General features: G+C 68.1%; 29 protein-coding genes and 1 riboswitch. Of the genes, 17 read left to right on the top strand and 12 right to left on the bottom strand.

Features of this window, described 5'->3' with window-relative positions; genetic code table 11:
- Positions 1-675, top strand: a 675-nt coding sequence (locus WEB06_20200) for a P-loop NTPase (GenBank protein MEX2557940.1), incomplete at its 5' end; no start/stop codon positions are given.
- Positions 676-684: 9 nt separating this feature from the next.
- Here WEB06_20200 and WEB06_20205 read toward each other — a convergent pair.
- Genes WEB06_20205 through WEB06_20215 form a run of 3 tightly spaced genes read right to left on the bottom strand, consistent with a single transcriptional unit; the run spans position 685 to position 3054 of the window.
- Positions 685-1281, bottom strand: a complete 597-nt coding sequence (locus tag WEB06_20205) for a phosphatase PAP2 family protein (GenBank protein MEX2557941.1) — start codon at positions 1279-1281, stop codon at positions 685-687.
- Positions 1278-1805: a twin-arginine translocase TatA/TatE family subunit gene (locus tag WEB06_20210; protein ID MEX2557942.1), complete on the bottom strand. Its 528-nt coding sequence runs from the start codon at positions 1803-1805 to the stop codon at positions 1278-1280. Before WEB06_20210 ends, WEB06_20205 begins: the two co-directional genes overlap by 4 nt.
- A gap of 55 nt (positions 1806-1860) precedes the next feature.
- Positions 1861-3054 (bottom strand): trypsin-like peptidase domain-containing protein, encoded by a 1194-nt coding sequence (locus tag WEB06_20215; GenBank protein MEX2557943.1) that lies wholly within the window; start codon positions 3052-3054, stop codon positions 1861-1863.
- A 59-nt stretch (positions 3055-3113) separates the two neighbouring features.
- On the opposite strand from WEB06_20215, the gene WEB06_20220 reads away from it, so the two are divergent.
- Positions 3114-3413, top strand: coding sequence for a LapA family protein (locus WEB06_20220; protein MEX2557944.1), 300 nt, complete (start codon positions 3114-3116; stop codon positions 3411-3413).
- Here WEB06_20220 and WEB06_20225 read toward each other — a convergent pair.
- Positions 3407-4162 carry a hypothetical protein gene (locus tag WEB06_20225; protein MEX2557945.1) on the bottom strand — a complete coding sequence of 252 codons (756 nt, stop codon included), beginning with the start codon at positions 4160-4162 and terminating at the stop codon, positions 3407-3409. The genes WEB06_20220 and WEB06_20225 overlap by 7 nt on opposite strands.
- A 71-nt stretch (positions 4163-4233) precedes the next feature.
- On the opposite strand from WEB06_20225, the gene WEB06_20230 reads away from it, so the two are divergent.
- Positions 4234-4617, top strand: coding sequence for a hotdog domain-containing protein (locus WEB06_20230; GenBank protein ID MEX2557946.1), 384 nt, complete (start codon positions 4234-4236; stop codon positions 4615-4617).
- 5 nt (positions 4618-4622) lie between these two features.
- Positions 4623-4928, top strand: a complete 306-nt coding sequence (locus WEB06_20235; GenBank protein ID MEX2557947.1) for a Rieske 2Fe-2S domain-containing protein — start codon at positions 4623-4625, stop codon at positions 4926-4928.
- A gap of 1 nt (position 4929) precedes the next feature.
- On the opposite strand, the gene WEB06_20240 is transcribed toward WEB06_20235, so the two are convergent.
- From WEB06_20240 to WEB06_20250, 3 genes are all read right to left on the bottom strand, one after another.
- Positions 4930-6402, bottom strand: coding sequence for a leucyl aminopeptidase (locus WEB06_20240; GenBank protein MEX2557948.1), 1473 nt, complete (start codon positions 6400-6402; stop codon positions 4930-4932).
- A 73-nt stretch (positions 6403-6475) separates the two neighbouring features.
- Positions 6476-7867 carry a cytosine permease gene (locus WEB06_20245; GenBank protein ID MEX2557949.1) on the bottom strand — a complete coding sequence of 464 codons (1392 nt, stop codon included), beginning with the start codon at positions 7865-7867 and terminating at the stop codon, positions 6476-6478.
- A riboswitch (TPP riboswitch) is annotated at positions 7858-7968 on the bottom strand. Its footprint overlaps the gene before it by 10 nt.
- A gap of 25 nt (positions 7969-7993) precedes the next feature.
- Entirely contained in the window at positions 7994-8467 is a 474-nt protein-coding gene (locus tag WEB06_20250; GenBank protein ID MEX2557950.1) for a hypothetical protein, read from the bottom strand.
- Between the two features lie 101 nt (positions 8468-8568).
- On the opposite strand from WEB06_20250, the gene WEB06_20255 reads away from it, so the two are divergent.
- From WEB06_20255 to WEB06_20310, 12 genes are all read left to right on the top strand, one after another.
- Entirely contained in the window at positions 8569-8859 is a 291-nt protein-coding gene (locus WEB06_20255; GenBank protein MEX2557951.1) for an EthD family reductase, read from the top strand.
- A 3-nt stretch (positions 8860-8862) separates the two neighbouring features.
- Positions 8863-9657 (top strand): enoyl-CoA hydratase-related protein, encoded by a 795-nt coding sequence (locus WEB06_20260; GenBank protein MEX2557952.1) that lies wholly within the window; start codon positions 8863-8865, stop codon positions 9655-9657.
- Positions 9658-9659: 2 nt separating this feature from the next.
- Complete coding sequence (locus WEB06_20265) at positions 9660-10055, top strand: VOC family protein (GenBank protein ID MEX2557953.1); 396 nt, start codon at positions 9660-9662, stop codon at positions 10053-10055.
- Between the two features lie 66 nt (positions 10056-10121).
- Positions 10122-11036: a 1,2-phenylacetyl-CoA epoxidase subunit PaaA gene (gene paaA, locus WEB06_20270; GenBank protein MEX2557954.1), complete on the top strand. Its 915-nt coding sequence runs from the start codon at positions 10122-10124 to the stop codon at positions 11034-11036.
- Positions 11037-11040: 4 nt separating this feature from the next.
- Entirely contained in the window at positions 11041-11367 is a 327-nt protein-coding gene (locus tag WEB06_20275) for a hypothetical protein (GenBank protein ID MEX2557955.1), read from the top strand.
- Positions 11364-12245 carry a 1,2-phenylacetyl-CoA epoxidase subunit PaaC gene (gene paaC, locus WEB06_20280; protein MEX2557956.1) on the top strand — a complete coding sequence of 294 codons (882 nt, stop codon included), beginning with the start codon at positions 11364-11366 and terminating at the stop codon, positions 12243-12245. The genes WEB06_20275 and paaC overlap by 4 nt, the downstream gene beginning before the upstream one ends.
- Positions 12242-12724: a 1,2-phenylacetyl-CoA epoxidase subunit PaaD gene (gene paaD / locus WEB06_20285; protein MEX2557957.1), complete on the top strand. Its 483-nt coding sequence runs from the start codon at positions 12242-12244 to the stop codon at positions 12722-12724. The genes paaC and paaD overlap by 4 nt, the downstream gene beginning before the upstream one ends.
- 4 nt (positions 12725-12728) lie before the next feature.
- The gene (locus tag WEB06_20290) at positions 12729-14240 is read left to right on the top strand and encodes an aldehyde dehydrogenase family protein (protein ID MEX2557958.1); all 1512 of its coding nucleotides are present in this window, start codon (positions 12729-12731) and stop codon (positions 14238-14240) included.
- A gap of 62 nt (positions 14241-14302) precedes the next feature.
- Positions 14303-14569 (top strand): nitrate/nitrite transporter NrtS, encoded by a 267-nt coding sequence (gene nrtS / locus WEB06_20295; GenBank protein MEX2557959.1) that lies wholly within the window; start codon positions 14303-14305, stop codon positions 14567-14569.
- Complete coding sequence (locus WEB06_20300; GenBank protein MEX2557960.1) at positions 14566-15444, top strand: DUF2182 domain-containing protein; 879 nt, start codon at positions 14566-14568, stop codon at positions 15442-15444. Before nrtS ends, WEB06_20300 begins: the two co-directional genes overlap by 4 nt.
- Before the next feature lie 31 nt (positions 15445-15475).
- The gene (locus WEB06_20305) at positions 15476-16102 is read left to right on the top strand and encodes a DUF1326 domain-containing protein (protein ID MEX2557961.1); all 627 of its coding nucleotides are present in this window, start codon (positions 15476-15478) and stop codon (positions 16100-16102) included.
- A gap of 32 nt (positions 16103-16134) precedes the next feature.
- Complete coding sequence (locus WEB06_20310; GenBank protein ID MEX2557962.1) at positions 16135-16545, top strand: HIT family protein; 411 nt, start codon at positions 16135-16137, stop codon at positions 16543-16545.
- A 9-nt stretch (positions 16546-16554) separates the two neighbouring features.
- Here WEB06_20310 and WEB06_20315 read toward each other — a convergent pair whose 3' ends face one another.
- Together WEB06_20315 and WEB06_20320 are read right to left on the bottom strand one after the other, a co-directional pair.
- A complete protein-coding gene (locus WEB06_20315) occupies positions 16555-17685 on the bottom strand; it encodes a glycosyltransferase family 4 protein (GenBank protein MEX2557963.1) in 1131 nt (376 codons plus the stop codon).
- Positions 17686-18046: 361 nt separating this feature from the next.
- Positions 18047-19177: a glycosyltransferase family 4 protein gene (locus WEB06_20320; GenBank protein ID MEX2557964.1), complete on the bottom strand. Its 1131-nt coding sequence runs from the start codon at positions 19175-19177 to the stop codon at positions 18047-18049.
- Between the two features lie 190 nt (positions 19178-19367).
- On the opposite strand from WEB06_20320, the gene WEB06_20325 reads away from it, so the two are divergent.
- The gene (locus tag WEB06_20325) at positions 19368-20261 is read left to right on the top strand and encodes a sulfotransferase (GenBank protein ID MEX2557965.1); all 894 of its coding nucleotides are present in this window, start codon (positions 19368-19370) and stop codon (positions 20259-20261) included.
- A 5-nt stretch (positions 20262-20266) separates the two neighbouring features.
- Here the strand turns inward: WEB06_20325 and WEB06_20330 are convergent, their stop codons facing one another.
- From WEB06_20330 to WEB06_20340, 3 genes are all read right to left on the bottom strand, one after another.
- Complete coding sequence (locus tag WEB06_20330; GenBank protein MEX2557966.1) at positions 20267-21136, bottom strand: sulfotransferase; 870 nt, start codon at positions 21134-21136, stop codon at positions 20267-20269.
- 52 nt (positions 21137-21188) lie between these two features.
- The gene (locus WEB06_20335; protein MEX2557967.1) at positions 21189-21632 is read right to left on the bottom strand and encodes an SRPBCC family protein; all 444 of its coding nucleotides are present in this window, start codon (positions 21630-21632) and stop codon (positions 21189-21191) included.
- Positions 21633-21638: 6 nt separating this feature from the next.
- The coding region (locus tag WEB06_20340; GenBank protein MEX2557968.1) for a hypothetical protein at positions 21639-21872 on the bottom strand (234 nt) is incomplete at its 5' end.

Raw genomic sequence — 21872 nt, forward strand, 5'->3', positions numbered from 1 at the left:
ATGATGCTGCCGCTCGAGGCGCACGGCGTGAAGGTCATCTCGATGGGCTTCTTCGTGCCCGACGAGCAGCCGGTGATCTGGCGCGGCCCGATGCTCCACAAGGCGATCCAGCAGTTCCTCTCCGACGCCTACTGGGGCGACGTGGACTTCATCCTCGCCGACCTGCCGCCGGGGACGGGCGACGTCTCGATCTCGCTCGCGCAGTTCCTGCCCGGCGCCGACATGCTCGTCGTCACCACGCCGCAAGAGGCCGCGCAGAAGGTTGCCGCGCGAGCCGGGCGCATGACCGAGCAGGTGAATCTGCGGATCATCGGCGTGGTCGAGAACATGAGCTACTTCGTGTGTCCCTCCTGCGACGCCGAGCACGCGATCTTCGGTGAGGGAGGCGGCGAGCTGCTCGCGGAGACGCTCGACGCCGAGTTGCTCGGCAAGATCCCGCTGCAGGAGACCCTACGCAAGGGCGCCGACGGCGGCGTTCCGGTCGTGGTGTCCGAGCCCGACTCCCCCGCCGGCAAGGCGCTGCTCGACATCGCCCGCAAGATCGGCAAGCACGGGCCGTCACTCGTCGGGAAGCGCCTGCCGCTCCTCGGCGGGATGATGGGCGGCGGCGGCCAAGGGAACGGCGGTGGCCACGCCGGTCACAACCACGGCAGCCACGAGGGTCACAACCACTAGCGCGCCTCGCTAGCGGGAGAAGCGCCTCCACAGATCTCCCACGGCCCGGCCGAGCAGCAACCCTCCGATCACGTCCGTCGGATAGTGCGCGCCGACGTACACGCGACTGAACGCCACGAACCGCGGCATCCGATCGAGCAGCGGACGCGCGGGCCCTGACACCTCGTCACGCGTGACGCCGACGATCGCGGCCGCGACGGCCGGGTGGCCGCTCGGATAGGACTGCCCGGCGGGGCGGCGGACGAGCAGGTCGACGTCGCCGACGTCGTACGGGCGCGGTCGGCTGAACAGCGGCTTGGCGACCTGCGCGGCTCCCCACGCGAGCATCGACGCGCCGAGGACGTCGCGCGCGAGCTTCCGCTCCCCGCCGGCCCAGAGCGCCGCGGCTGCACCGAGGGCGGCATAGGTCGAGCCGAGATCGGTGAGCGTCGGAACCGTTCGGTCGAACGTCTCGCTCCTGCGAGCCGAGATCAGCGAGCGCGCGGTCTCATCCTGTTCGGCGAGCCGGCCTCGGGCCGCTGCACCGAGCGCGGCGACCGCGGCCAGACGCAGCATCGGCCGGACGATGCCCGGCTTTGTGATCCTGGGTCGGCGGCTGAGCCTCACCGCTTGCGCGAGGTACGTGACCGGGCCGAAGAGCTGCTCTTCCCTCTCGGCGCCTTCTGAGCCGGACGATGCTTGGGCGTCGCGGCCGACGAGGACTTGCGCGCGGCGCCGGACGCCGGTGTCGTGCGGCGAGCGGTCGTCGACGACGATGCCTTCGCCGGTTTGCGCGCACCGGCGGCCTTCTTTCGAACCGCCGCCTGCTTTCGAGATCCGTTGGGAAGTGGTTCCGCCGGGGCGGTGATCACGCCCGCTCCCCCGGCCGCGGCGACCCCGGGAAGCGGGGCGGCCGCGCCGTCGCCGGCGACCTTGGTGCTCGACGCGTCGGGCTCGTCGAAGATGCCGACGTTGATCGGCTCGATGCCGTCCTTGAGCTCCTTGATGGCCGCGTTGGTCTCGCGCCGGAAGTCGCGCAGGAACTTGCCCATGTCGCGAGCGATCCCCGGCATGCGCTTCGGGCCGAAGACAACCATGATGACGAGGAAGATCATCATCAGCTCGCCGATGCCTATGTTGCCGAAACCCATCTCGTTGCCTCCGGTCGCGCCGCTCGAACGGCCGGCCGGGCCACCTCCCGAGGGGTTAGCTGCCCTCGGGCCGGGCGGCGAGGCGGGCTTCGGCGGTGCGACGGTTGCCGTCCCGCTCATACGTGATTCGGACGGTCTGGCCGACCTCCTTCTGGATGAGCGTGGAGATGAGCTCGTCCATCGAGCGGATCGTCTGACCGTCCAGCTCAACGATGATATCGCCGGTTCGGAGACCGGCGCGTTCGGCAGGTCCGCCCGAAACAACGTCTCCCACCCGCGCACCCCGGTCGTCGGGGAGGTTTTGCCCCGAAATCCCTAGGAAGGGCAGCTCGGCCCGGCCGGTCTGGATGATCTGATCGGCCACCCGCTTGGCGATCTCGATGGGGATCGCGAAGCCCACGCCGACGTTCCCGCCGGCGCCGGGGACGATCGCGGTGTTGATCCCGACGACCTCGCCGTCGCTGTTGGCCAGCCCGCCCCCGGAGTTGCCCGGGTTGATCGGGGCGTCGGTCTGGATGGCGTCGGAGAACCGGGTGTTCCGATCGAAGGTTATGTTCCGGTGTAGCGCGCTGACCACGCCTGCAGTCACGGTGCTCTGGAGACCGAACGGGCTGCCGAGCGCGACGGCGAGATCGCCGACCTCGAGCTCGTGCGTCGAGCCCAGCGTCGCCGCGGGGAGACCACCCCGGTCGACTTTGAGGACCGCGATGTCGACCTGCGGCGCGGCCGTGCCGACCACCCGCGCGTCGAGCTCCTCGCCGTTCGAGAGCGTGACGGTGATGCTCCGCGCGTCATCGACGACGTGGTTGTTCGTGATGATGTAACCGTCCTCGCGATAGATGACCCCGGAGCCCGTGCCGGTTTCGACACCGGCGTCGACGTCGATCCGAACGATGCTCGGCAGCACGGCTCTGGCGACGGCCGCCACCGACTCGAGCGTGCCGCCGCTCGCCTGGATCACGACTTTGCCGGGCAGCGGCGAGGACGTGTCGTCCTCGAGTGCGACGAAGGTCGCGCCGGTGCCGACGACGGCGCCGAGAAGCCCGGCGAGCAGCGGGGCCATGAAAGAGCGCCCCCACCGCCGAGGGGGAGAAGAAGGCGGCGGCGGTGGAGGCGGCGCATCGAACGGCCAGGAGGGTCCGGTCTCGTGCGTTTGCTCGAATGGGTGGGCCGGGTGCTCACGCGTCGCGGTGACGGCGTTCTCCTCCATGATCTTCTCCCAGGTCTTCGAAGGCTCGTGTTCCGTCATCGCGCCGCAGTTTAGGCCGATGAGCTGAGAGTCCGCTGAGACGTGCGAGAATGTGCCCCATGGATGAGCAGAAGCCGCCCCAAGAGCATCGGCAGGAAGGCATCACCGCCGCAGAGGTGCGATGGATCATCGGCGGGATCCTCGCGATCTTGTTCGGGATCTTCATCGCGCAGAACGCCGATCCCGTGCGCGTACAGGTCGTGTTCTTCACCGCCGAGGTTCGCTTGATCTGGGTGTTCTTGATCTGCGCCGCGTTGGGCGCGGTGATCGACCGGCTGCTGCAACGCCGCGGCGTCCTTCCCTCGACGGGACGACGTCAGCGCAAGGAAGCGCGACAGCGCGACCAGAAGGCTCAGTAGAAGCGCACTTTGGCCGCGAACTCGGCCGACACCGCGAGGATCACGGCGAGATAGAAGAACCCGGTCGCTGCTTGGATCGAGTCTTCCTTCACAAGCGCGCGGATGAAGAACCCGATCATCAGGCACAGCGCCGTGAGCCCGACCGCGAGCGCGACGGTGAGGGTTCCCGCTCCGAGCAAGGGCGAGAACTCGGTGCTCGCCGTCCCTCCTCCCCCCCCGCCGACGATCGTGACGGCCATCGCGAGGATGCTGCCGGCGAGCAGAAGGATCCCCATGCGGCGCAGTGGCTCGCGCGACGCACGGCGATCGACCAGATACCAATGTCCGAGCAGGAGCCCGTCGACGACCGCACCGAGGAAAACCGCGCCGGCGACGAGTTGCGCGACACCGACGCCGGTCGCGTGCGACGCGGCGGGGAGCCGGGCGAGCGCAACGAACGCGGCCACCCCGACCGGCACGCCGGCGATGCCGACCACGCGCGCCGCGGAGCGCACGCCCGTCCACTGGAGGACCTGCCACAGGACGGCGACGCCGGCGGTCGCGCCGAGGAGCCAGAAGGCAGCGGCTTGCGGGCCCTTCGCGCCGGTCCCGCCGAGCGGCCCGCGCGCGGCCAGCCACGCAAGCACCGCGGTCACGGCGAGCACCGTGCCGGTCAGCTTGAAGAATCCCGAGCGCAGCGTCCCCCAGGTCGGCGTGACCCAGAGCACGAAGAGACCGCCCACCGCCGTCTCGGCGAGGACGAGCGCCATGACACCTGCGGGTCCGCTCAACGTTGATCCAGGAAGTGCGCGAGGAGCGCGCTCGGGTCATCATAGTAGACGTGCACGCGCCCCTGATCGTCGCCGGCTTGCGCGGCGAAGCCCGCCGCGTCGTCGCCACCGAGCACACCGCCGAGGCTTTGGGCTCAGGCGACGTTCCGGTCCTCGGAACCCCGGCCGTGCTGGCGCTGATCGAGGAAGCCGCGGTCAACGCGATCCGCGACCAGCTGCCCGACGGCGCGACGAGCGTGGGCGTTTGGGTGAGGCTCGATCACCTCGCCCCGTCCAAGGTCGGAGCCGAGGTCGTAGCGGCCGCGGAGCTGGTCGCCGTCGAGAACCGCCTCCTCGACTTCGTGTGCCAAGCCAGCGACGGCGATCGGGTCGTCGCGAAGGCTGAGCACCGCCGCGTCCTGGTGGTCCGCGACCGCTGGCTGGCGAAGCTCTGACCCGGATGGCCGAGTTCGTTCCGGTCGCTTCGGTCGACGACGTCCCGCCGGGATCGGGGAAGGTCGTCCAGGCCGGCGCCCGACTCCTTGCGCTGTTCAACGTCGACGGACGGTTCTACGCGCTCGACAACACCTGCCTGCACCGCGGCGGGCCGGTCGGCGATGGCGACCTCGAAGGAACGATCGTCACGTGCCCATGGCACGGGTTCCAGTACGACGTCACCACAGGGCGCAACCTCTTCGATCCCGAGGTCGGGCTCGAAACGTTCCCCGTCCGCGTCGCAGACGGACAGGTTCAGGTCGCCGTCTGAGCTACTGCGACTCGACGTAGCGCACGAGGGTCCGCACGCCGACGCCGGTCGCGCCCTTCGGCGTATCGAACTCGTCGGACGTGCTCCGCGCGGGGCCCGCGATGTCGAGGTGCATCCACGGCGTGTCGCCGGCGAACTCCTTCAGGAAGAGCCCGGCCGTGATCGCGCCACCGTAGCGGTCGCCGATGTTGCGGATGTCGGCGATGTCGGAGTCGATCTTGCGGCGGTAGTCGTCGTAGAGCGGAAGCTGCCACGCACGCTCGCCCGCTTCGTCCGCCGCGCGCAACATCGCGTCCACGTCCGTCTGCGAGTTGCCCATCACACCGAACGCCTTGTCGCCGAGCGCGATCATGCAGGCGCCGGTGAGCGTCGCGATGTCGATCACGACGTCGGCCTTCGCGTCGCGCGCGTGCACGATCCCGTCGGCCATCACGAGGCGCCCTTCCGCGTCGGTGTTACCGATCTCGACGGTCTTGCCGCCCTTCATAGTGATCACGTCGCCCGGACGGAGCGCCCCGCCGCTCGGCATGTTCTCGGCCGTGCAGATCAGGCCCGTCACGGCGACCTTCGGCTTGAGCCGGCCGATCGCGAGCATCGCGCCGAGCACGGCCGCGCCGCCGGCCATGTCCATCTTCATCCAGTCCAGACCGTCCGTCTTCAGATTGATACCGCCCGAGTCGAACGTGACGCCCTTCCCCACCAGCGCCACATGACGCTTCGACCCCGCCGGCTTGTAACGGATCTCGACGAGCCGCGGCGGCTTGTCGCTTCCCTGACCGACGCCGAGGATCCCGCCGTACTTCCCGGCGCGGAGCTCCTTCTCGGTCAGCACCCGCACGCTCAGCGGCAAGCCCTTGGCGATGCGCCGGGCCTCCTGCGCGAACGACTCGGGGTAGAAGTCGCCGGCCGGCGTGTTGGTCAGGTCGCGCGCCAGCATCGTCGCCTCAGCGACCACGCTCGCGCGGTCGACGACGCGACCAACGGCGCGCGCGTCCCAGCCGCGTCCGGCGAGCAGACGTACTTCTTTGGTCTTGGACTTGCGGCCGTCGCCGTTCTTGTAGCGATCGAACCGGTACGCGGCCAGGAGGAAACCCTCGACGAACGCCCCGGCGACGTCCGGCGCCTTCCCCTTCAATGCCTGCGGCACGGTGGTAGCCACCTTGGCGGCCGACCCGGTCCGCCGGGCGACCGTCGCCCCCGCTTTCCGTGCCGCGTCGGCACCCGATCCCTTCCCTCCCACACCGACGAGGAGCACGTGTTTCGCGGGAAGCTTCCCCAGCGTCGGCAGGTTGAGCGCGTCGCCGGGCTCACCCTTCAGGCGCGCAGCGTCGAGCAGCTCCTTGAACGTTGCGCCGAGCTTCTTCTCCACCTCGGCTCCGCCGGGCCCGGCCTCTCCGCCTTTGTAGACGGGGACGGCGAGCACGTCGCAGGCGATGCTTGCGGGCTTCTCACGACCGATACGGAATGCGGGCATGTGACCTCCGATATGTCTCCGCTTCGTGGGCGGGAAGGTCAGTATAGGCGAGCGCTCAGACCACCGAGACAGGTCACCCGGAGGTCGCGCGAAGACGCTCGGTCGCGGGGACGAGCGCGAGGGTCAGGACGAGCGCGATCGCGAACGACGCGAGCGAGGCGCCGGCCCACGATGGCGGCGCCGGCAGCCATCCGAGGACGCCCTCCATCGCGGATGTCCACCACGTGACGGTTCCGGGGTTGATCCAGTTGTAGGCGAAGAACCCGACGACCCATGCGACGATCGCCGCCGGCCGGACCCCTCTCGCCCCCGGACCGTACAGCCGATCCGCTGTATAGCGTCCCCGTCGCAGCAGGTAGTAGTCGGCGAACAGTACGCCAAAGAGCGGCACGAAGAGCGCGCCGAGCAGGAGCAAGAAGTTCTCGTAGCTGACCAGATCCACGATGAGCGCAAGGGCGGCGCAGGTGAGCCCGATCGCGACCGAGAGCCCGCGCTGGGACCAGCGCGGGAACACGTTCTGCACGCTGACCGACCCCGAGTAGATGTTGGCGAACGCTTCGTCGGTCTCGTCGACGGCGAGGATGAGCATCGCCAGCCACCCAACCGGGATCGCGAACAGCGCGGCGGTGAAGCCGGCGGGGTCGAGTGGATCGGCCCCCGGCGTCCCGAGGAGCAGCAGCACCCCGATCATGTAGAACCACACGTTCGCGATGAAGTAGCCGATACCCGCGCCCCAGAACGCGCCGCGCCCCGTGCGCGCGAACCGCGTGTAGTCGGCGACGAGCGGCACCCACGACACCGGCAGCGAGATCACGAGGTCGACGCCCTGCCAGAAGTTCGGGAAGCCGCCCTTCGCCGGCGCGTTCCAGAACGCTCCGAGATCGTAGGTCGTCAGCATGTAGATCGTGAGGTAGGCGCTCGAGCCCAGCACGATCCACACCGCGTACCGCCGGATCCACCTGCGCACCACGGCGATGGGCCCGCCGACGGCCATGAGGATGCACACTGCGGCGAACACGACGACCCACAGCGGGCGCAATCCCCAGCCGGTGTAGCGGTCCAGCAGGCCGGCCATCACCACCGAGATGATGTAGAGCTCGAACGCGCCCCAGCCGATGTTCTGCATCACGTTGAAGAAGGTCGGCAAGTACGACCCGCGGATGCCGAGCGGCCCGCGGTAGGTCACCATCGTGGGCGCGCCGGTCTCCGCGCCGATCCGGCCGGCCGCCGCGAGCATGAAATTCCCGATCACCGCGCCGACGACGATCGCCAGGATCGCCTGGCGGAACGAGAGCGCGGGCACCAGGAACGCACCGACGACCGGCAGCAGGATCGAGATCCCAAGGTTCCCCCAGAGGGCGCCGACGTCGACGCCTGAAAGCGCACGGTGCTCGGGTGGGACGGGTTCGATGCCCCAATCGGGAAGGGTCTCGGCGCGCTCGAGTGCGCCGGTGATCTGTGCCATGGCTCGCTCCCTCCGCCGGTCCTAACCGGGTCAGGTTCTAAGGGTCGGCGGCCGCAGCCGCCCTCTCAGCCCGGTTCGCCCGAGCTCCCCTGCTTCGTCGTGCGGGCGAAGCCTACACGCCCGTGCTCAGAGCGGGCGCCCGCCGAACGTCTTGCGCAATCGCCGGTGGCGATGTGCGAAGAGGGTACGGATGATCCGCAGCAGCGCGGGGCCGGCCGCTCGAAGCCGAGGCTCGAACAGGATCCGGTCGGAGAGCACGGACCCTTCCGGCGCCGGGTCGACGGTCCGTTCGTGCTCCCAGCGGCGCGACGTGAGGAGGCGCGAGGTTTCGAGGAAACCGCGGCCCGGCTCGATCCGCGCGAGCGTGAGGTCGTCGTAGTCGATCGGCAGTATCCCGAAGAGCAGGACCCAGCTGCGGAACAGCCGCACGCCGGTCGGCGCATCGTCGGGCAGCCGGTCGAGTCCTGCGGGATGGGTCATACGAAGCAGCGGCCACAGCTCGTCGTTGACGCCGCGCATCGTCGAGATGCGATCCCAAACGCGCTCGGGCCGCGCGTCGAGCGACGACCGGATCACGAACCCCCATTCCTCGCGGCTCACGGCCGCGAGTCTAAGCGCGGTGTGACAACGGGCGCTTCAGATTGCGAGGATGGACCTCGCCGCCCCAAGAGGCCCCGACGGAAGGAGCCGCCGTGATCAAGATGACCGTCTTCTACCGGCCACCGGACGACCCGGCCACGTTCGAGAAGCGCTACATCGAGGAACACATCCCGATGGTGCGCGGCTACTCCAATATCGAGAAGGTCGCCGCGTACAAGGTCACGCGCACCCTGCAAGGCGATTTCCCGTACGCGTACGTCTTCAGCGGAACGTGGGCGGACAAGGACGGCTGGAAGGCCGACATGAATTCCGAGGCCGCGAAGAACGCCACCGAGCACGCGAAGAGCTTCGCGCCCCCCTTCGACGTCGTCGTGTTGGAGGAGCTGGGCTGATCCATGAGGTACGAAACCGTCATCTACGAGTCATCCGGCGGGGTCGCGACCGTCACGCTGAACCGTCCCGACAACTTGAACGCGCTCGACAGCACCCTCGTCGAGGAGTTGCAGAAAGTTCTCGCCGAGGCGGCCGGCAACTCGGATGTTCGCTGCGTCGTGCTCACCGGCGCGGGTCGCGGCTTCTGCGCCGGAGCCGACCTCGCGCAGCTCGAGGACGCGTACAACGCCGGTGAGCCGCCGGCGCTCGGCGACATGCTGCGGGCGCGATACCACCCGGTGATCCTGCCGATCGTGAACATGGAGAAGCCGGTCGTCGCGTCGGTGAACGGCGTCGCGGCCGGCGCCGGAGCGTCGCTGGCGCTGGCGTGCGACTTCCGGATCGCCAGCGACAGGGCCAAGTTCTTCCAGGCATTCGTCAAGGTAGGTCTCGTGCCGGACTCGGGCTCGACGTATTTCCTGCCTCGTCTGGTCGGGATCGCGAAGGCGACGGAGCTCGCGATGCTCGGCGACATCATCGACGCGAACGAAGCGCTGCGGATCGGGATGGTAACGAGAGTGGTTCCGGCGGACGATCTCGTGAGCGAGACCCGCGTGTTCGCCGAGCGGCTCGCGTCGGGCCCGACCCGCGCCTACGCGCTCGCGAAGAAGGCGTTGCGGTTCGGGGTCGTCATGGATCTCGAGAACTCGCTCGAGTACGAGGCAGATCTGCAGAACCAGGTTGCATTGACGGCAGACCATCTCGAGGGAGTGAAGGCCTTCATGGAGAAGCGCGAACCCAAATTCGAGGGAAGGTAGCGATGCCGGAAACCGAAGGCGTCAATCACATCGCGCTCACGGTTACGGATCTCGACGAGAGCGTTGCTTGGTACAAGGCCCTGTTCGACGCGGTCGTGCTGTGGGAGGAACACGACGACCCGGCACACGAGTTCGTGCTCCTCTTCTCACCGCCGCTCGCGATCGGCCTTCACCGGCACAAAGCCACACCGGCGGGGGACGTCTTCGCCGAGGCCCGCGTCGGCCTCGACCACATCGGATGGCAGGTTCCCAATCGGGACGCGCTGACGGATTGGGAGAAGAAGCTCGACGAGCTCGGTATCGCGCACTCGCCGATCACCGACGCGCCCTACGGCACCGTGCTGGTCTTCCGCGATCCCGACAACATCCAGCTCGAGTTCTTCGCCCTCCCGGGCTGAACGCGCGCGCTACGATAGGGCTCGGCGCGTCACCAGCGCGCCCAACAGCAGAACGAGGAGGGCCGGGTGACCTACGAGGAGCGGACGGCCGAGTTCAAGGCCCGGATCGACGCCGGCCAGAAGATCGAGGCGACCGATTGGATGCCCGATTCCTACCGCCAGGCGGCCCTCAAGTTCATCGAGATGCACGCCAACTCAGAGATCATGGGCGCGCTGCCAGAACGCGAGTGGATCCCTCGCGCCCCGACGCTCCGCCGCAAGCTCTCACTCACGGCCAAGGTCCAAGACGAGGTGGGGCACGCGCAGATCCTCTACCGGATCGCGGAGGACCTCGGGAAGAGCCGCGAGGCGATGTTCGACGACCTCGTGAACGGCCGCACGAAGTTCCACAACGTCTTCCACTACCCCACCTCCTCGTGGGGCGACGTCGCGGTGATCGGGTGGCTGATCGACGGCGCGGCGCTCGTGACGCAGCACGCGCTGCTCGGCTGCTCGTACGCCCCGTACATCCGGGCGATGCGCCGCATCTGCGCGGAGGAGTCGCTGCATCTCCGCCACGGCGAGGACATGACGCTCGAGCTTTGCTCGGGAACCGATGCCCAGCGGGAGATGTTCCAGGACGCGGTGAACAGGTGGTGGCGGCCGATCATGCACTTCTTCGGGCCGCCCTCGAACCCGGCGAAGGACGTGCTCCTCTACTGGGGCATAAAGACCCGGTCGAACGAGGATCTGCGGCAGGAGTTCTTCACGACCTACGTGCCGAAACTATGGGATCTCGGGATCACGGTTCCCGACCCCGAGCTGCGCTTCGACGAGCCCAAGGGCGAGTGGGAGTGGGGCGACCCCGGCTGGGACGACTTCTGGCAGGTCGTCAAGGGCAACGGCCCGATGACGCAGACGCGGCTCGCGTGGCGCAAGGCGATGTGGGACTCGCACGCGTGGATGCGCGACGTGTTCGCCGGGATCCGGCGGGTCGCGTAACGCCATGGAGGTCTGGGAGGTCTTCTCCCGTCGCACCGCCGACGACCCGCTCGTCCACGTCGGCGCGGTGAAGGCGCCCGACCTCGAGCTCGCGCTCCTGCTCGCACGCGAGACCTTCTTCCGCCACGGCGAGGGCGTCGACTGCTGGGTCGGCCGGCGCGGCGACCTGCACCGCATCGCGCAGCCGGAAACGCTCGGCGGCGTCACCGACAAGTCCTACCGGCGCGCCGACGGCTACGTCGGTGTCGGTGCGAAGCTGAAGCGCGTACGCGACGCGCTCGCTCTTCGCGGGATCACGGTCGCGGGAGAGCGGCCGGACGGGAAGCGATGAGCGATCCGCGCCTCGGACTTCTCCTCGCGCTCGCCGACGACGAGCTCGTAATGGGCCACCGGCTCTCCGAGTGGACCGGCTGGGTGCCGTACGTCGAGGAAGACCTCGCGATGTCCTCGATCGCGCAGGACGAGATGGGGCACGCCCGGGCGCTCTACGAGATCGCCTCCACGATCGACGGCCGCGACGTGGATGCGCTGGCGCTCGGTCGCGAGCAACCGGATTACCTCCACGCGGTGATCTGCGAGCGGCCGAACCGCGATTACGCGTACACCGCCGCGCGGCACTACCTCTACGACACCGCCGACGCGGTCCGGGTCGAGACCCTGCTCGATTCGACGTTCAAGGAGCTCGCCGAGCTGTTGCGCGTCCTCCGTCTGGAAGAGCGCTATCACCTCGAGCACGCGCGGGTCTGGTTCGAGCGCCTGGCTACCGGGCCCGTCGAGGCCCGGCAGCGCTTCTCGGAAGCGATGTCGCAAGCGTTCCCGGAGGCGATGGCCCTCTTCGAGCCGCTCCCCGGCGAGGAAGCGCTTCTGAGCGACGGAACGCTCCCCCGCTCCGGCGAGGACATGCTCGCCGGCTGGCTCGAGACGTTGGGCGCGGATCTGGAAAGCGTCGGGCTGGACGCGGTCCTCGAATCGGGGGCCGAGCCTACCGTCGGGGAGATGGTGCCCACCTCGTCCGGCGCGACCGAGCTGACCGAGGATCCGGGGCGCGCGCTGGAAGTGCCGGGCTTGGAGCGGCGCGACGGCCGCTGGGTGCACGCCGGCGAATTCTCCGGAGCCGGCGGCCGGCATGGGCGCCACTCGGACGACTTCGCGCCGCTCTGGGAGGAGATGACGGGTCTGTATCGCGCGCATCAGGGGGCGATGTGGTGACCTCCGTCGAATCGGCGGTTCGCGGCGCGCTTTCGCACGTGAAGGATCCCGAGATCCCCGTCTGCTCGATAACGGACCTCGGCCTCGTCGAGCGCGTGGAAGTCGGCGACGACGCGATCGCCGTCACGCTGCTGCCGACGTTCGTCGGCTGTCCGGCGCTCGACGTGATCCGCGAAGACGCCGAACGCGCGGTCCTCGACGTGGCGCAAGGGCGTGCGGTTCGCGTCGCCTACGTCTTCAGTCCGCCCTGGACGACCGACCGGATTACCGAAGCAGGACGCGAGGCCCTGAAGTCGTTCGGTATCGCCCCCGCGGGAAGTCCGACCTTGGTGCAACTCACGGCTCGCTGCCCGAACTGCGGCTCGCCGGCGACCCGCATCGAGTCGGATTTCGGGCCGACGCCGTGCCGCTCCATCCGATACTGCGACTCGTGTCGCAACCCGTTCGAGGGTTTCAAGCCGAAGCACCCGGAGGTCTGACGAGATGGCGGAGCGCGACCTGTTCATCAACGGAGAGTCCGTCCCGGCCGAAGACGGCAAGGAGTTCCCGGCGATCGACCCGTCCACCGGCGAGACGATCGCGATGGTCGCTCAGGCCGGCGCGGCCGACGCCGCGAAGGCGATCGCCGCCGCGCGAGTCGCGTTCGACGACGGGCGCTGGAGCGGGCTGGCCCCGGCGAAACGCGCGGCGATCATGAACGCCGTCGCCGCCGGCCTCAAGGAACGCTCGGCGGAGCTCGCGGAGCTCGAGAGCCGCGACCAGGGCGGAACGATCCGCAAGACCAGGGGCGACGTGTCCGGCGCGGGCTTCACGTTCCGAACCAACGCCGAGCTCGCGACGACCCTGCCGCTCGCCGCCGAGACGCTTCCGCTTACGCCGATGCCCCCGTCGCTCAACTACGTGCGGCACGAGCCGATCGGCGTGTGCGGACAGATCATCCCGTGGAACTTCCCGCTTCTGATGGCCGCGTGGAAGATCGCCCCCGCGATCGGCGCGGGAAACACCGTCGTGCTGAAACCGTCCGAGAACACGCCGCTCACCGCGCTCGCGCTCGCCGAGATCTGCAAGGCGGCCGGCGTGCCGGATGGGGTCGTCAACGTGATCCCCGGCTTCGGGCCCGGCGCCGGTGAAACACTGGTGTCGAGCATGGACGTCGACAAGGTCGCGTTCACCGGCTCGACGGCGACGGGACGTAGGATCCTCCAGCTCGCCTCGAGCAACATCAAGAAGGTGACCCTCGAGCTCGGAGGCAAGAGCGCCAACATCATCCTCGACGACGCCGACCTGTCGCTCGCGGTCGACGGCGCGCTCTACGGGATCTTCTTCAACGGCGGTCAGGTCTGCAGCGCCGGTTCACGGCTCCTCGTGCATTCGTCGCTGCACGACGAGGTCGTCGACCGTCTCGTCGCAAAGGCGGAGCGGATCAAGGTGGGGCCGGCGCTCGACAAGACGACCGACATGGGGCCGATCATCTCCAAGACCCAGCTCGAGACCGTCGAGCGCTACGTCGGGATCGGGCAGGAGGAAGGCGCCAAGCTCGTCACCGGCGGAGAGCGGGTGAGCGTCGCGGGACATCAGAACGGCTTGTTCTTCGCGCCGACGATCTTCACCGGCGTGACCAGCAAGATGCGGATCGCGCAAGAAGAGATCTTCGGTCCGGTGCTGGTCGTGATCCCCTTCGAGTCAGACGATGAGGCCGTCGCCATCGCCAACGACTCGATCTACGGGCTCGCCGGCGGCGTGTGGTCCTCGGATCCGAACCGGGCGATGGGGGTCGCCGACCGGGTCCGCACCGGAACGGTTTGGATCAACGATTACCACCTGATCAGCCCCAAGTATCCGTTCGGCGGATACAAGCAGTCGGGTATCGGGCGCGAGCACGGCGTGCAGGGCTTCCTCGAGTACACCGAGACCAAGCACGTTCACGTGGACCTGACCGGCGACCGCTCCAAGCACCGTTGGTTCGACGTGGTCGTCCCCAAGGACGCCCCGTAGTTCTGTGTCGTAGTACCTTGACGCGGCAAGTCGCCTGATCCAGGGTACGAGCAGGAGGGGGGATGGTTCTGGTTGAAACCGCACCTCAACGCACGTGGAACACCCCGCTTGAGGCGCTCCGCATCGTGTTCCTGCGTACGACGCTGCGCCGGACGGTCCCGATCGCTCTCGTGGTGGGGACGCTTTTGTCCTTCATCAACCAGGCCGGAGTAGTCTTCGGCGGCGAAGCGACCCTGGTCACGTGGGTGCGGGTCGGAGCCAACTATCTGGTTCCGTTCTGCGTTTCGAGTCTCGGGTTTCTGAGCGCGACGAGGAGGACCACCGGATGACGCACTCGCACGCCGCAGCAGCCGAAGACACCCCGCGCGACACGCTCTCGATCTTCTCGACGCGGGTCACGTTGATCACCATCGGCTGGCTCATCGGCCTCGCCGGTGTCGCGTGGTGGTCGACCGTCCGGCAAGCGTCCTCGATGTCGGACATGGTGTCGGGTCTCGGCCAGGTCGGGGCCCGCGCGCCGAACGACATGACCGTGCCGGTCTTCCTCGGGATGTGGGTCGCGATGATGGTCGCGATGATGTTCCCCACGATCGCGCCGTTCGTCCTCGCCCATCGCATGGTCGTCAAGAAACGCGGCGGTGGTGAGTTCCCGACGGTCGCCTTCGTCGGTGGTTACCTCGCCGTCTGGTCGCTGATCGGCGTGGTTCCCCTGATCGCGTTCCTCGCATTCCGAGACGTGTCCGCTGAGGCGGCCGACTCGCGGTGGCTGCCCACGCTCGCCGGCGCCATCCTCATCGTCGCCGGCGGATACCAGTTCACGCGGTGGAAGGCTGTCTGTCTGAAGCACTGCCGTACACCGCTCAGCTTCCTGATGACCCACGACTTCGGAGGCGGCGCGAGCAGCGCCTTCAAGGCAGGACTGAATCACGGCGCCTACTGCTTGGGCTGCTGCTGGGCGCTGATGGCCGTGCTGGTGGTCGTCGGCCTGATGAACTTGGTTTGGATGGCCGCGATCGCGATCGTGTTCTTGCTGGAAAAGAACTGGAAACACGGAGTCGTCTTGACGAAGATCGTCGGCGCCGGGCTGATCGGGCTCGGACTGGCCGCGATCGTTTCTCCGGGCATCCTTCCGAACATCGCCGGAGCGACCGGCGATGCGGGGGGTACCATGGGTGAGATGGGCGACCCCATGATGGGCGGCTGAGCGCGCCGAAAGGCACCGAGGAGGGCGGACCATGGCCGATACAGAGACCAAGACCAAGTGGCATTACAAGGGGGAGTATCTCGAGTTCTGCAGTTGCGCATACGGCTGTCCGTGCAACTTCAACGGCTTCCCGACGCACGGATACTGCCGAGCGGTCGTCGCATACAAGCTCTCCGAGGGGAAATGCGGGGACATCGATCTTGCCGGTGCGACCGTCGTTATGGCGGTTAGCTGGCCGAAGGCGATCCACGAAGGCAACGGGACGGGAGCGGTCTTCTTCGACTCCTCGATGTCGAAGGAGCAGCAGGAAGCGCTCGTGGGCATCCTGACGAACCAGCACGGCGGCTTGCCGCACGAGATCTTCGCGACGACGTTCACGACCATCCTGGGCCCGTTCGTGGAGCCGATCGAGATCACGATGGACGGCACGAAATCCAGCGTGAAGGTGGGCGCTCAGATCTCGGCGAGCATGACGCCCCACACGAGCCCGGTCGAGCCCCACGACGAGCAAGAGGTCCGCCTCGTGCTCCCGACCGGATTTGTTTTCACCGACGCCCAGGCCGCCCGGACGACCGGCCAGAAGGTGAACGTGGCTGGTCTGCAGTACGAGGACAAGGACAGCAACGCTTTCTACGCCCTCGTGGAGCACTCGAACTAAGCCTGCCGGATTCCCCGCTACACTTGCCCGTTGTGGACGGGTGCATCTTCTGCGCGATCGTCGAGGGGCGAAGCCCTTCTTCGAACGTCTACGAAGACGAGCACTCCATCGCGTTCATGGACATCAACCCGGCGCTCGACGGTCACACGCTCGTGATTCCGCGCGCGCACATCCGCGACCTCTGGGAGATCGGCGCGGAGGACGCAGCCAAGGTGATGGCAGCCTCGGTTCGGGTGGCGGCGCAGATCCGCAAGGCCCTCGAGCCCGACGGGATCAACATCATGCACGCGACCGGTGTGGTCGCGTTCCAGAGTGTCTTCCACTTCCATCTCCACCTGATCCCGCGGTACGCCGGCGATCCGATCAAGATGCCGTTCGTGCCGCGGCCGGGCGACCGCACGAAGATCGCAGAGATAGCTGGCAAGATCCGCGCCGCCGGTTGAGCCGAAGCGCTACAGGAAGTCCGCGAGCGTGACGCCCGGGATCGGCTGCAGGTCGAGCGACCTCAAGATGCGCTGCCCGAACGCCGACCACGTGAACAGGGGCGCCCGTTCGCGGGCGATCTCGCCGGTGCGTCGTGCCAGGTCGGGATCGCACATGCTGCGCATGGCCCGGTAGATCGCCTCGTCGTCCAGAGGGTCCAGGAGGATGCCGCCCGGCCCGACCGAGGTTTCCATGCCCCCGTTCTTCGTGGCGATGCAGGGCAGTCCCGCCGCGCCTGCCTCCAGGTACACGATCCCGAACGGTTCCATGAGCGACGGCACGACGAAACATGTTGCGGCTGCGAACAGGCCTTCGATCTTCTCGCGGCCCTCCGGCTGAGAGACGGCGACGTGCCCATGCGTCGTGACGCCTTCCACGTCGATCGGTGGGTGACCGCCGACGACGTCGAGACGCGCCTCGGGGACCTCTTTAAGAACCCGAGTGAAGGCCCGAACGACGGCGTCGCCGTTCTTGCGCTTCCAGTGGCGTCCGATGAAGAGGAACCGCGGGGTCGACCAGTCGCGATCGGCGGGCGGAGGGATGTCGGCATTGCGTCCCATGGCGACGACCCGGATCCTCCCGGCGTCGATGCCGTGGTCGCGGACGAGCGAGTCCGCGACGAACCGGCTGGACACGCAGACGGCGTAGGCGCCCTTGTAGAGCGCGACTTGCCGCCGGACGACCCATTCGAGCTGACGCCTCGTCGCATGGGGATATCCGAAGCTAGGGGCCAGTTCGGGTCCCGCCGCGAGCAATTGAGCCGGCGACATGTCGTGAAAGGTCACGTACCGTCCTCGCGTCGCCGGGCCGTTCAGGTTCGGCAGGTGCACCCACCCGTCCGTGCCGGCCGGGGTAGTGGCCCAGAGCACGAGATCGCTCAGGCGGGTGACGGCGCGCATCTCCGCACGCCGCGTCCACCCCTTTTCCCTGCCGGTCAGCTTCTCCCAGCGGTACACCAGACGCGACATCCCCCGCCAGGGGGTGGAGGATCGGTGGCCGGCGTAGACACCCAGCCTTCGGAGCTCGCCGATCAGCCCGTTCGAGACGCCGGACCACTGGCGGGGGTCCTCCGGATCGAACCAGGCGGAGACGACACCCACCCTAGGAAGCAGGTTTGCGGGTTCGTGTACCGCCTCGCCGATCCGCCGTCCCGGCGCCTTCATATCGCGCATATCGCGCGAATATTATCACAACGGTCCAAAACAGTTGTTTTCGCCCCAACCGTCTAAAACACTCGTTTGCCCGTAGGGTGACGCAGGGTGATGCTCGCTCGGATGATCGCTCGCCGACTCCGCCGGAGGTCCTCGCAACCGTTCCCGACGAATCCCTTCGCCGGATTCCGCTTTCCGGAATCGCATCGAAGAGGTCGCCTGCTCCACCGCACCCGCGCGCCCGCCCGGGGGCCGCATGAAGATCGCGGAGATAGCTTGCAAGATCCGCGCCGCCGGCTGAGCCGGAGCGCTACATGAAGTTCGCGAGCTCGACGCCGGGTATCGGCGCCAGGTCGAGCGATCTCAAGATGCGCTGCCCGAACTGCGGCCAGGTGAACAGCGACGCTCTCGCGCGCGCGATCTCGCCCAGGCTCCGGGCCCGGTCGGGGTCGCACATCTCGAGCATCGCCCGGTAGATCGCTTCGTCGTCCCCGGGGTCCAGGATGATCCCGCCGACTCCGACCGAGGTCTCGGTCCCGCCGATGTTCGTGGCGATGGAAGCCACTCCCGCGGCCGCGGCCTCGACGTAGACGAGCCCGAACGGCTCGATCAGCGACGGCACGACGAAGCAGGTCGCGGCCGCGAACAACCCCTCGATCGTGGCGCGACCTGCCGGCTCGGAGACGGCGACATGCCCGTGCCCCGTGACGCCCTCCACGTCGATCGGTGGGTGACCGCCGACGATGTCCAGACGCGCCTCCGGGTGCTCTTTCCGGACCCGCGTGAGCGCTCGCACCACCGCGTCCCCGTTCTTGCGCTTCCAGTGACGTCCGATGAAGAGGAAACGCGGAGTCGACCAGTCGCGGTCGATCGGGGGAGGCGTATCGGCGTTGCGTCCGTTGCCGACGACTCGGATCTTGCGGGCGGCGATGCCGTGGTCGCGGACGAGCGAGTCGGCAGCCCAACGACTGGACACACAAACGGCGTACGCGCCCTTGTACAGAGCTACCTGGCGGCGGACGACCCACTCGAGCTGACGCTTCGTCGCGTACGGATATCCGAAGCTCGCCGCGAGCTCGAGCCCGCCCTTGAGCAGTTGCGCCGGCGACATGTCGTGGAAGGTGGTGTACCGGCCGCGCGTCACCGGACCGTTCACGTTCGGCAGGTGGACCCAGCCTTCCGCGTCGGCCCGCGTCCCGGCCCGGAGCGCGAGGTCGCTCAAACGGGTAACGACGCGCATATCGGCTCGTCGCGTCCATCCATTTTCCCTTCCGGTCGCCTTCGCCCATCGGTAGACCAGACCCGACAGCTTCGGCCAGGGGGTCGAGGATCGGTGGCCGGCGTACACGCCCAGCCTTCGAAGCTCGGTGATCAGACCGTAGGACGCGCCGGCCCACTGGCGAGGATCTTCGGGATCGAACCAGGCGGAGACAACACCCACCTTCGGAGGCTCGTGGGGGGGACCGTGCGCTGGATCATCGATCCGCGGTCCGGGCGCGTTCACAGTTCGCGGATGCTATCACGCCGACATCGGGCGTTTTCCGCCTAAGAATCGCGCCGAAGATCTCTGCTCGTTGACTGTTCCGTCGGGTCCTCGCTACCGTTCTCGACGAGCTCCTCAACCGGCTTCCTTGTCCTCCGATCTCCTCGAGGAGGTTTCGCTGCCCGGCCGCACCCGCACGCAGGCACGCACGCACGGGCGCCTCCCGACGTTCCTCATCATCGGGGCTGCGAAGGCGGGAACGACGTCGCTGGCCGAATATCTCAGCGAGCACCCGCAGGTTTTCGTCGCTCCGGAGAAAGAGATCAATTACTTCGACCGCCATCACGGACACGGCCCCGACTGGTATCGAGCCAGGTTCGCCGGCGCCGGCGACGCGAGCGCCGTCGGCGAGGCCTCCCCCGCGTACATGTACTTCGACGACGCGCTGGCGCGGATGGCCGACCTCGTCCCCAACGCGAAGCTCGTCGCCATCCTGCGCGATCCGGTCGAGCGCTTGTACTCCGATTATTGGTACCGGCGGCCGCTGGGCGAGACCCGGTCCTTCGCCGAGGTCGTGCGGCAAGAGATCGCGGAAGGCACCCCCTTCCACAAGACGATGCGGATGGGCTATCTCGAAGTCGGCCGATACGTCACACACTTGCGGCGGGTCTGCGAGCACTTCCCGCGGGAGTCGCTCCTGGTGCTGCTTATGGACGATCTCCGGTCGGACCCGGCCGGTACGTTCGCGAGCCTGTGCCGATTCATCGGTGTCGACGACGCGTTCCGCCCTCCATCACTGGGGCGGCCGACGAACGAGGCCTACTCATTGCGCTGGCCGGCGCTTCGCCGGACGATGTGGCGCCTCCGACTCGGCAAGCGCGCGAGATGGCTGGCGAAGCGGCTCGACGACCTCAACCGCGTTCCGCTGAACAAGCCGGCCATGGATCCGGCACTGCGTGCGGAGCTGAAGGCGTGGTATGCATCCGACAATGCGGAGTTGGCGGAGTGGCTCGGCCGCGACCTTTCTGCCTGGTCGTCCTGAGCGCGTTACCGGTTCCAGCTCGATAGGTCGCGCGCGAGCCATGTCGCGAGCTCCTCGTTGTACGGCCGGAAATACTCGACGAGCTCGGACCGGACCTCAGGAGACATGACCGTATCCGTCGATGCGCCGGTCCGCCGCCGGCCGGCCGGCGTGAGCACTTTGGCCGCACCCCGCTTGAGCCTCCGGGTCAGCGGAGGACGCCCCGCCGCCCCGGGATCGCGCGAGCGCTTGACGATCGCCGGGTCGGTGTCGAACGGATCGAACTTCTCGCCGACCACCGACGGCGTGACACCGTCGTCGACGCCCAGGAAGCGACACACCGATGCGAAGAACGACGTCGGCTCGGCCTTGAGGTCGTCGAAGAAGCCCACGTGGATCCGCGCGCGATCGTAGAACCGCGTCAGCACCTGAAGCTGCTCGAGATACCGTCCGCGAGCGAGCATCCCCTTCGAGCGCCAGTCCGACGGGTCGCCGGCACGCTCGTCGCCGACGGCCTCGGCGAACGGACGGACCTCGTCTCCACGCGTGACGCTGTGCACGTAGTGGGACCACGCTCGGTCGACCGGATGGCGCAGAACGGCGATCAGGCGAGCGTCGGGAACGACCGAAGCCATTCGTTCGACCCAGTGTTCGATGACCATGTAGTTCGGCGTGGCCTCGCCGAGCAACGCGCCCTCCGGCGCTCCGGCGAACAGGGACCGATACCAGTCGACGCCTCGGCTCCATAAGGTGTCGAAGAAGTGGAGTTCCTTCTCTTGCGGCACGAAGACCTGGGGATGCGCCCGAAGCCAAGCGGAGAGCGACGTGGTGCCCGCCTTCATGGCGCCGACGATGATGAAATCGGGCAGGCGGCCGGGGGTATCGCTCGCGGACATCGCTACATGATGGGGGCAGTCAGCGACGATTGCACGAGCTGTCGCGCACCGGTCACGTGGCGGTTTCCGCGAGGGCCTTCAGCTTCCCCACGCTCTTGCGGAGCACCCGCTCGATCGGCCGCTTGAGGATGAGACCCCCGAGTTCCCCGAGCGGGCCAAGCGGCGGATCCAGCTCCTCCGCCCACTCGAACCAGGTCTCGGTCACGGTCGGCACGAGCTCGAACCAGGCGAGCCCGCGGATCGGCCAGCCGTGATGCATCACGGCGATGAGCCGCCCCTCCTCCCAGCGGACGACCTCCATCACATCGACGAGCTTGATGCCGGCGATCGTCGTCACGGCCCGGATCCTGGTCCCGACGCCGGTTCGCTGCTCGGAGACGACGTCGACGGTCGTCGCATCGACCATCCAGGCGGCAGATCCCTCCCAGTCGGCGAGGAGCTCCCACACACGCGAAGGTTCGGCTTTCATTCGCGTGGCGACGCGGAAGAAGGCCACGCGCGCTTAGGCGCGCGCCGGCGCCGCGGCGCGGCGATTGGGGGCCGTCTCCCGTGCCAGCACGGCGGCGATGAACGCCAGCGCGCCCACCACTCCTATCGCCACGAAAGCGGGCCCGTAGCCGAGATGCTCCGCTACGAGCCCGACCACGATCGGGCCGACGAGCGCACCGACGTCGCCCGCCGTGCGGTAGCCGGCGAGGGCGACCCCAGCCGCGTGCGCCTCGAGGCCCTGCCCACC

This window comes from Actinomycetota bacterium (assembly GCA_040905475.1).
GTDB lineage: Bacteria > Actinomycetota > AC-67 > AC-67 > AC-67 > DATFGK01.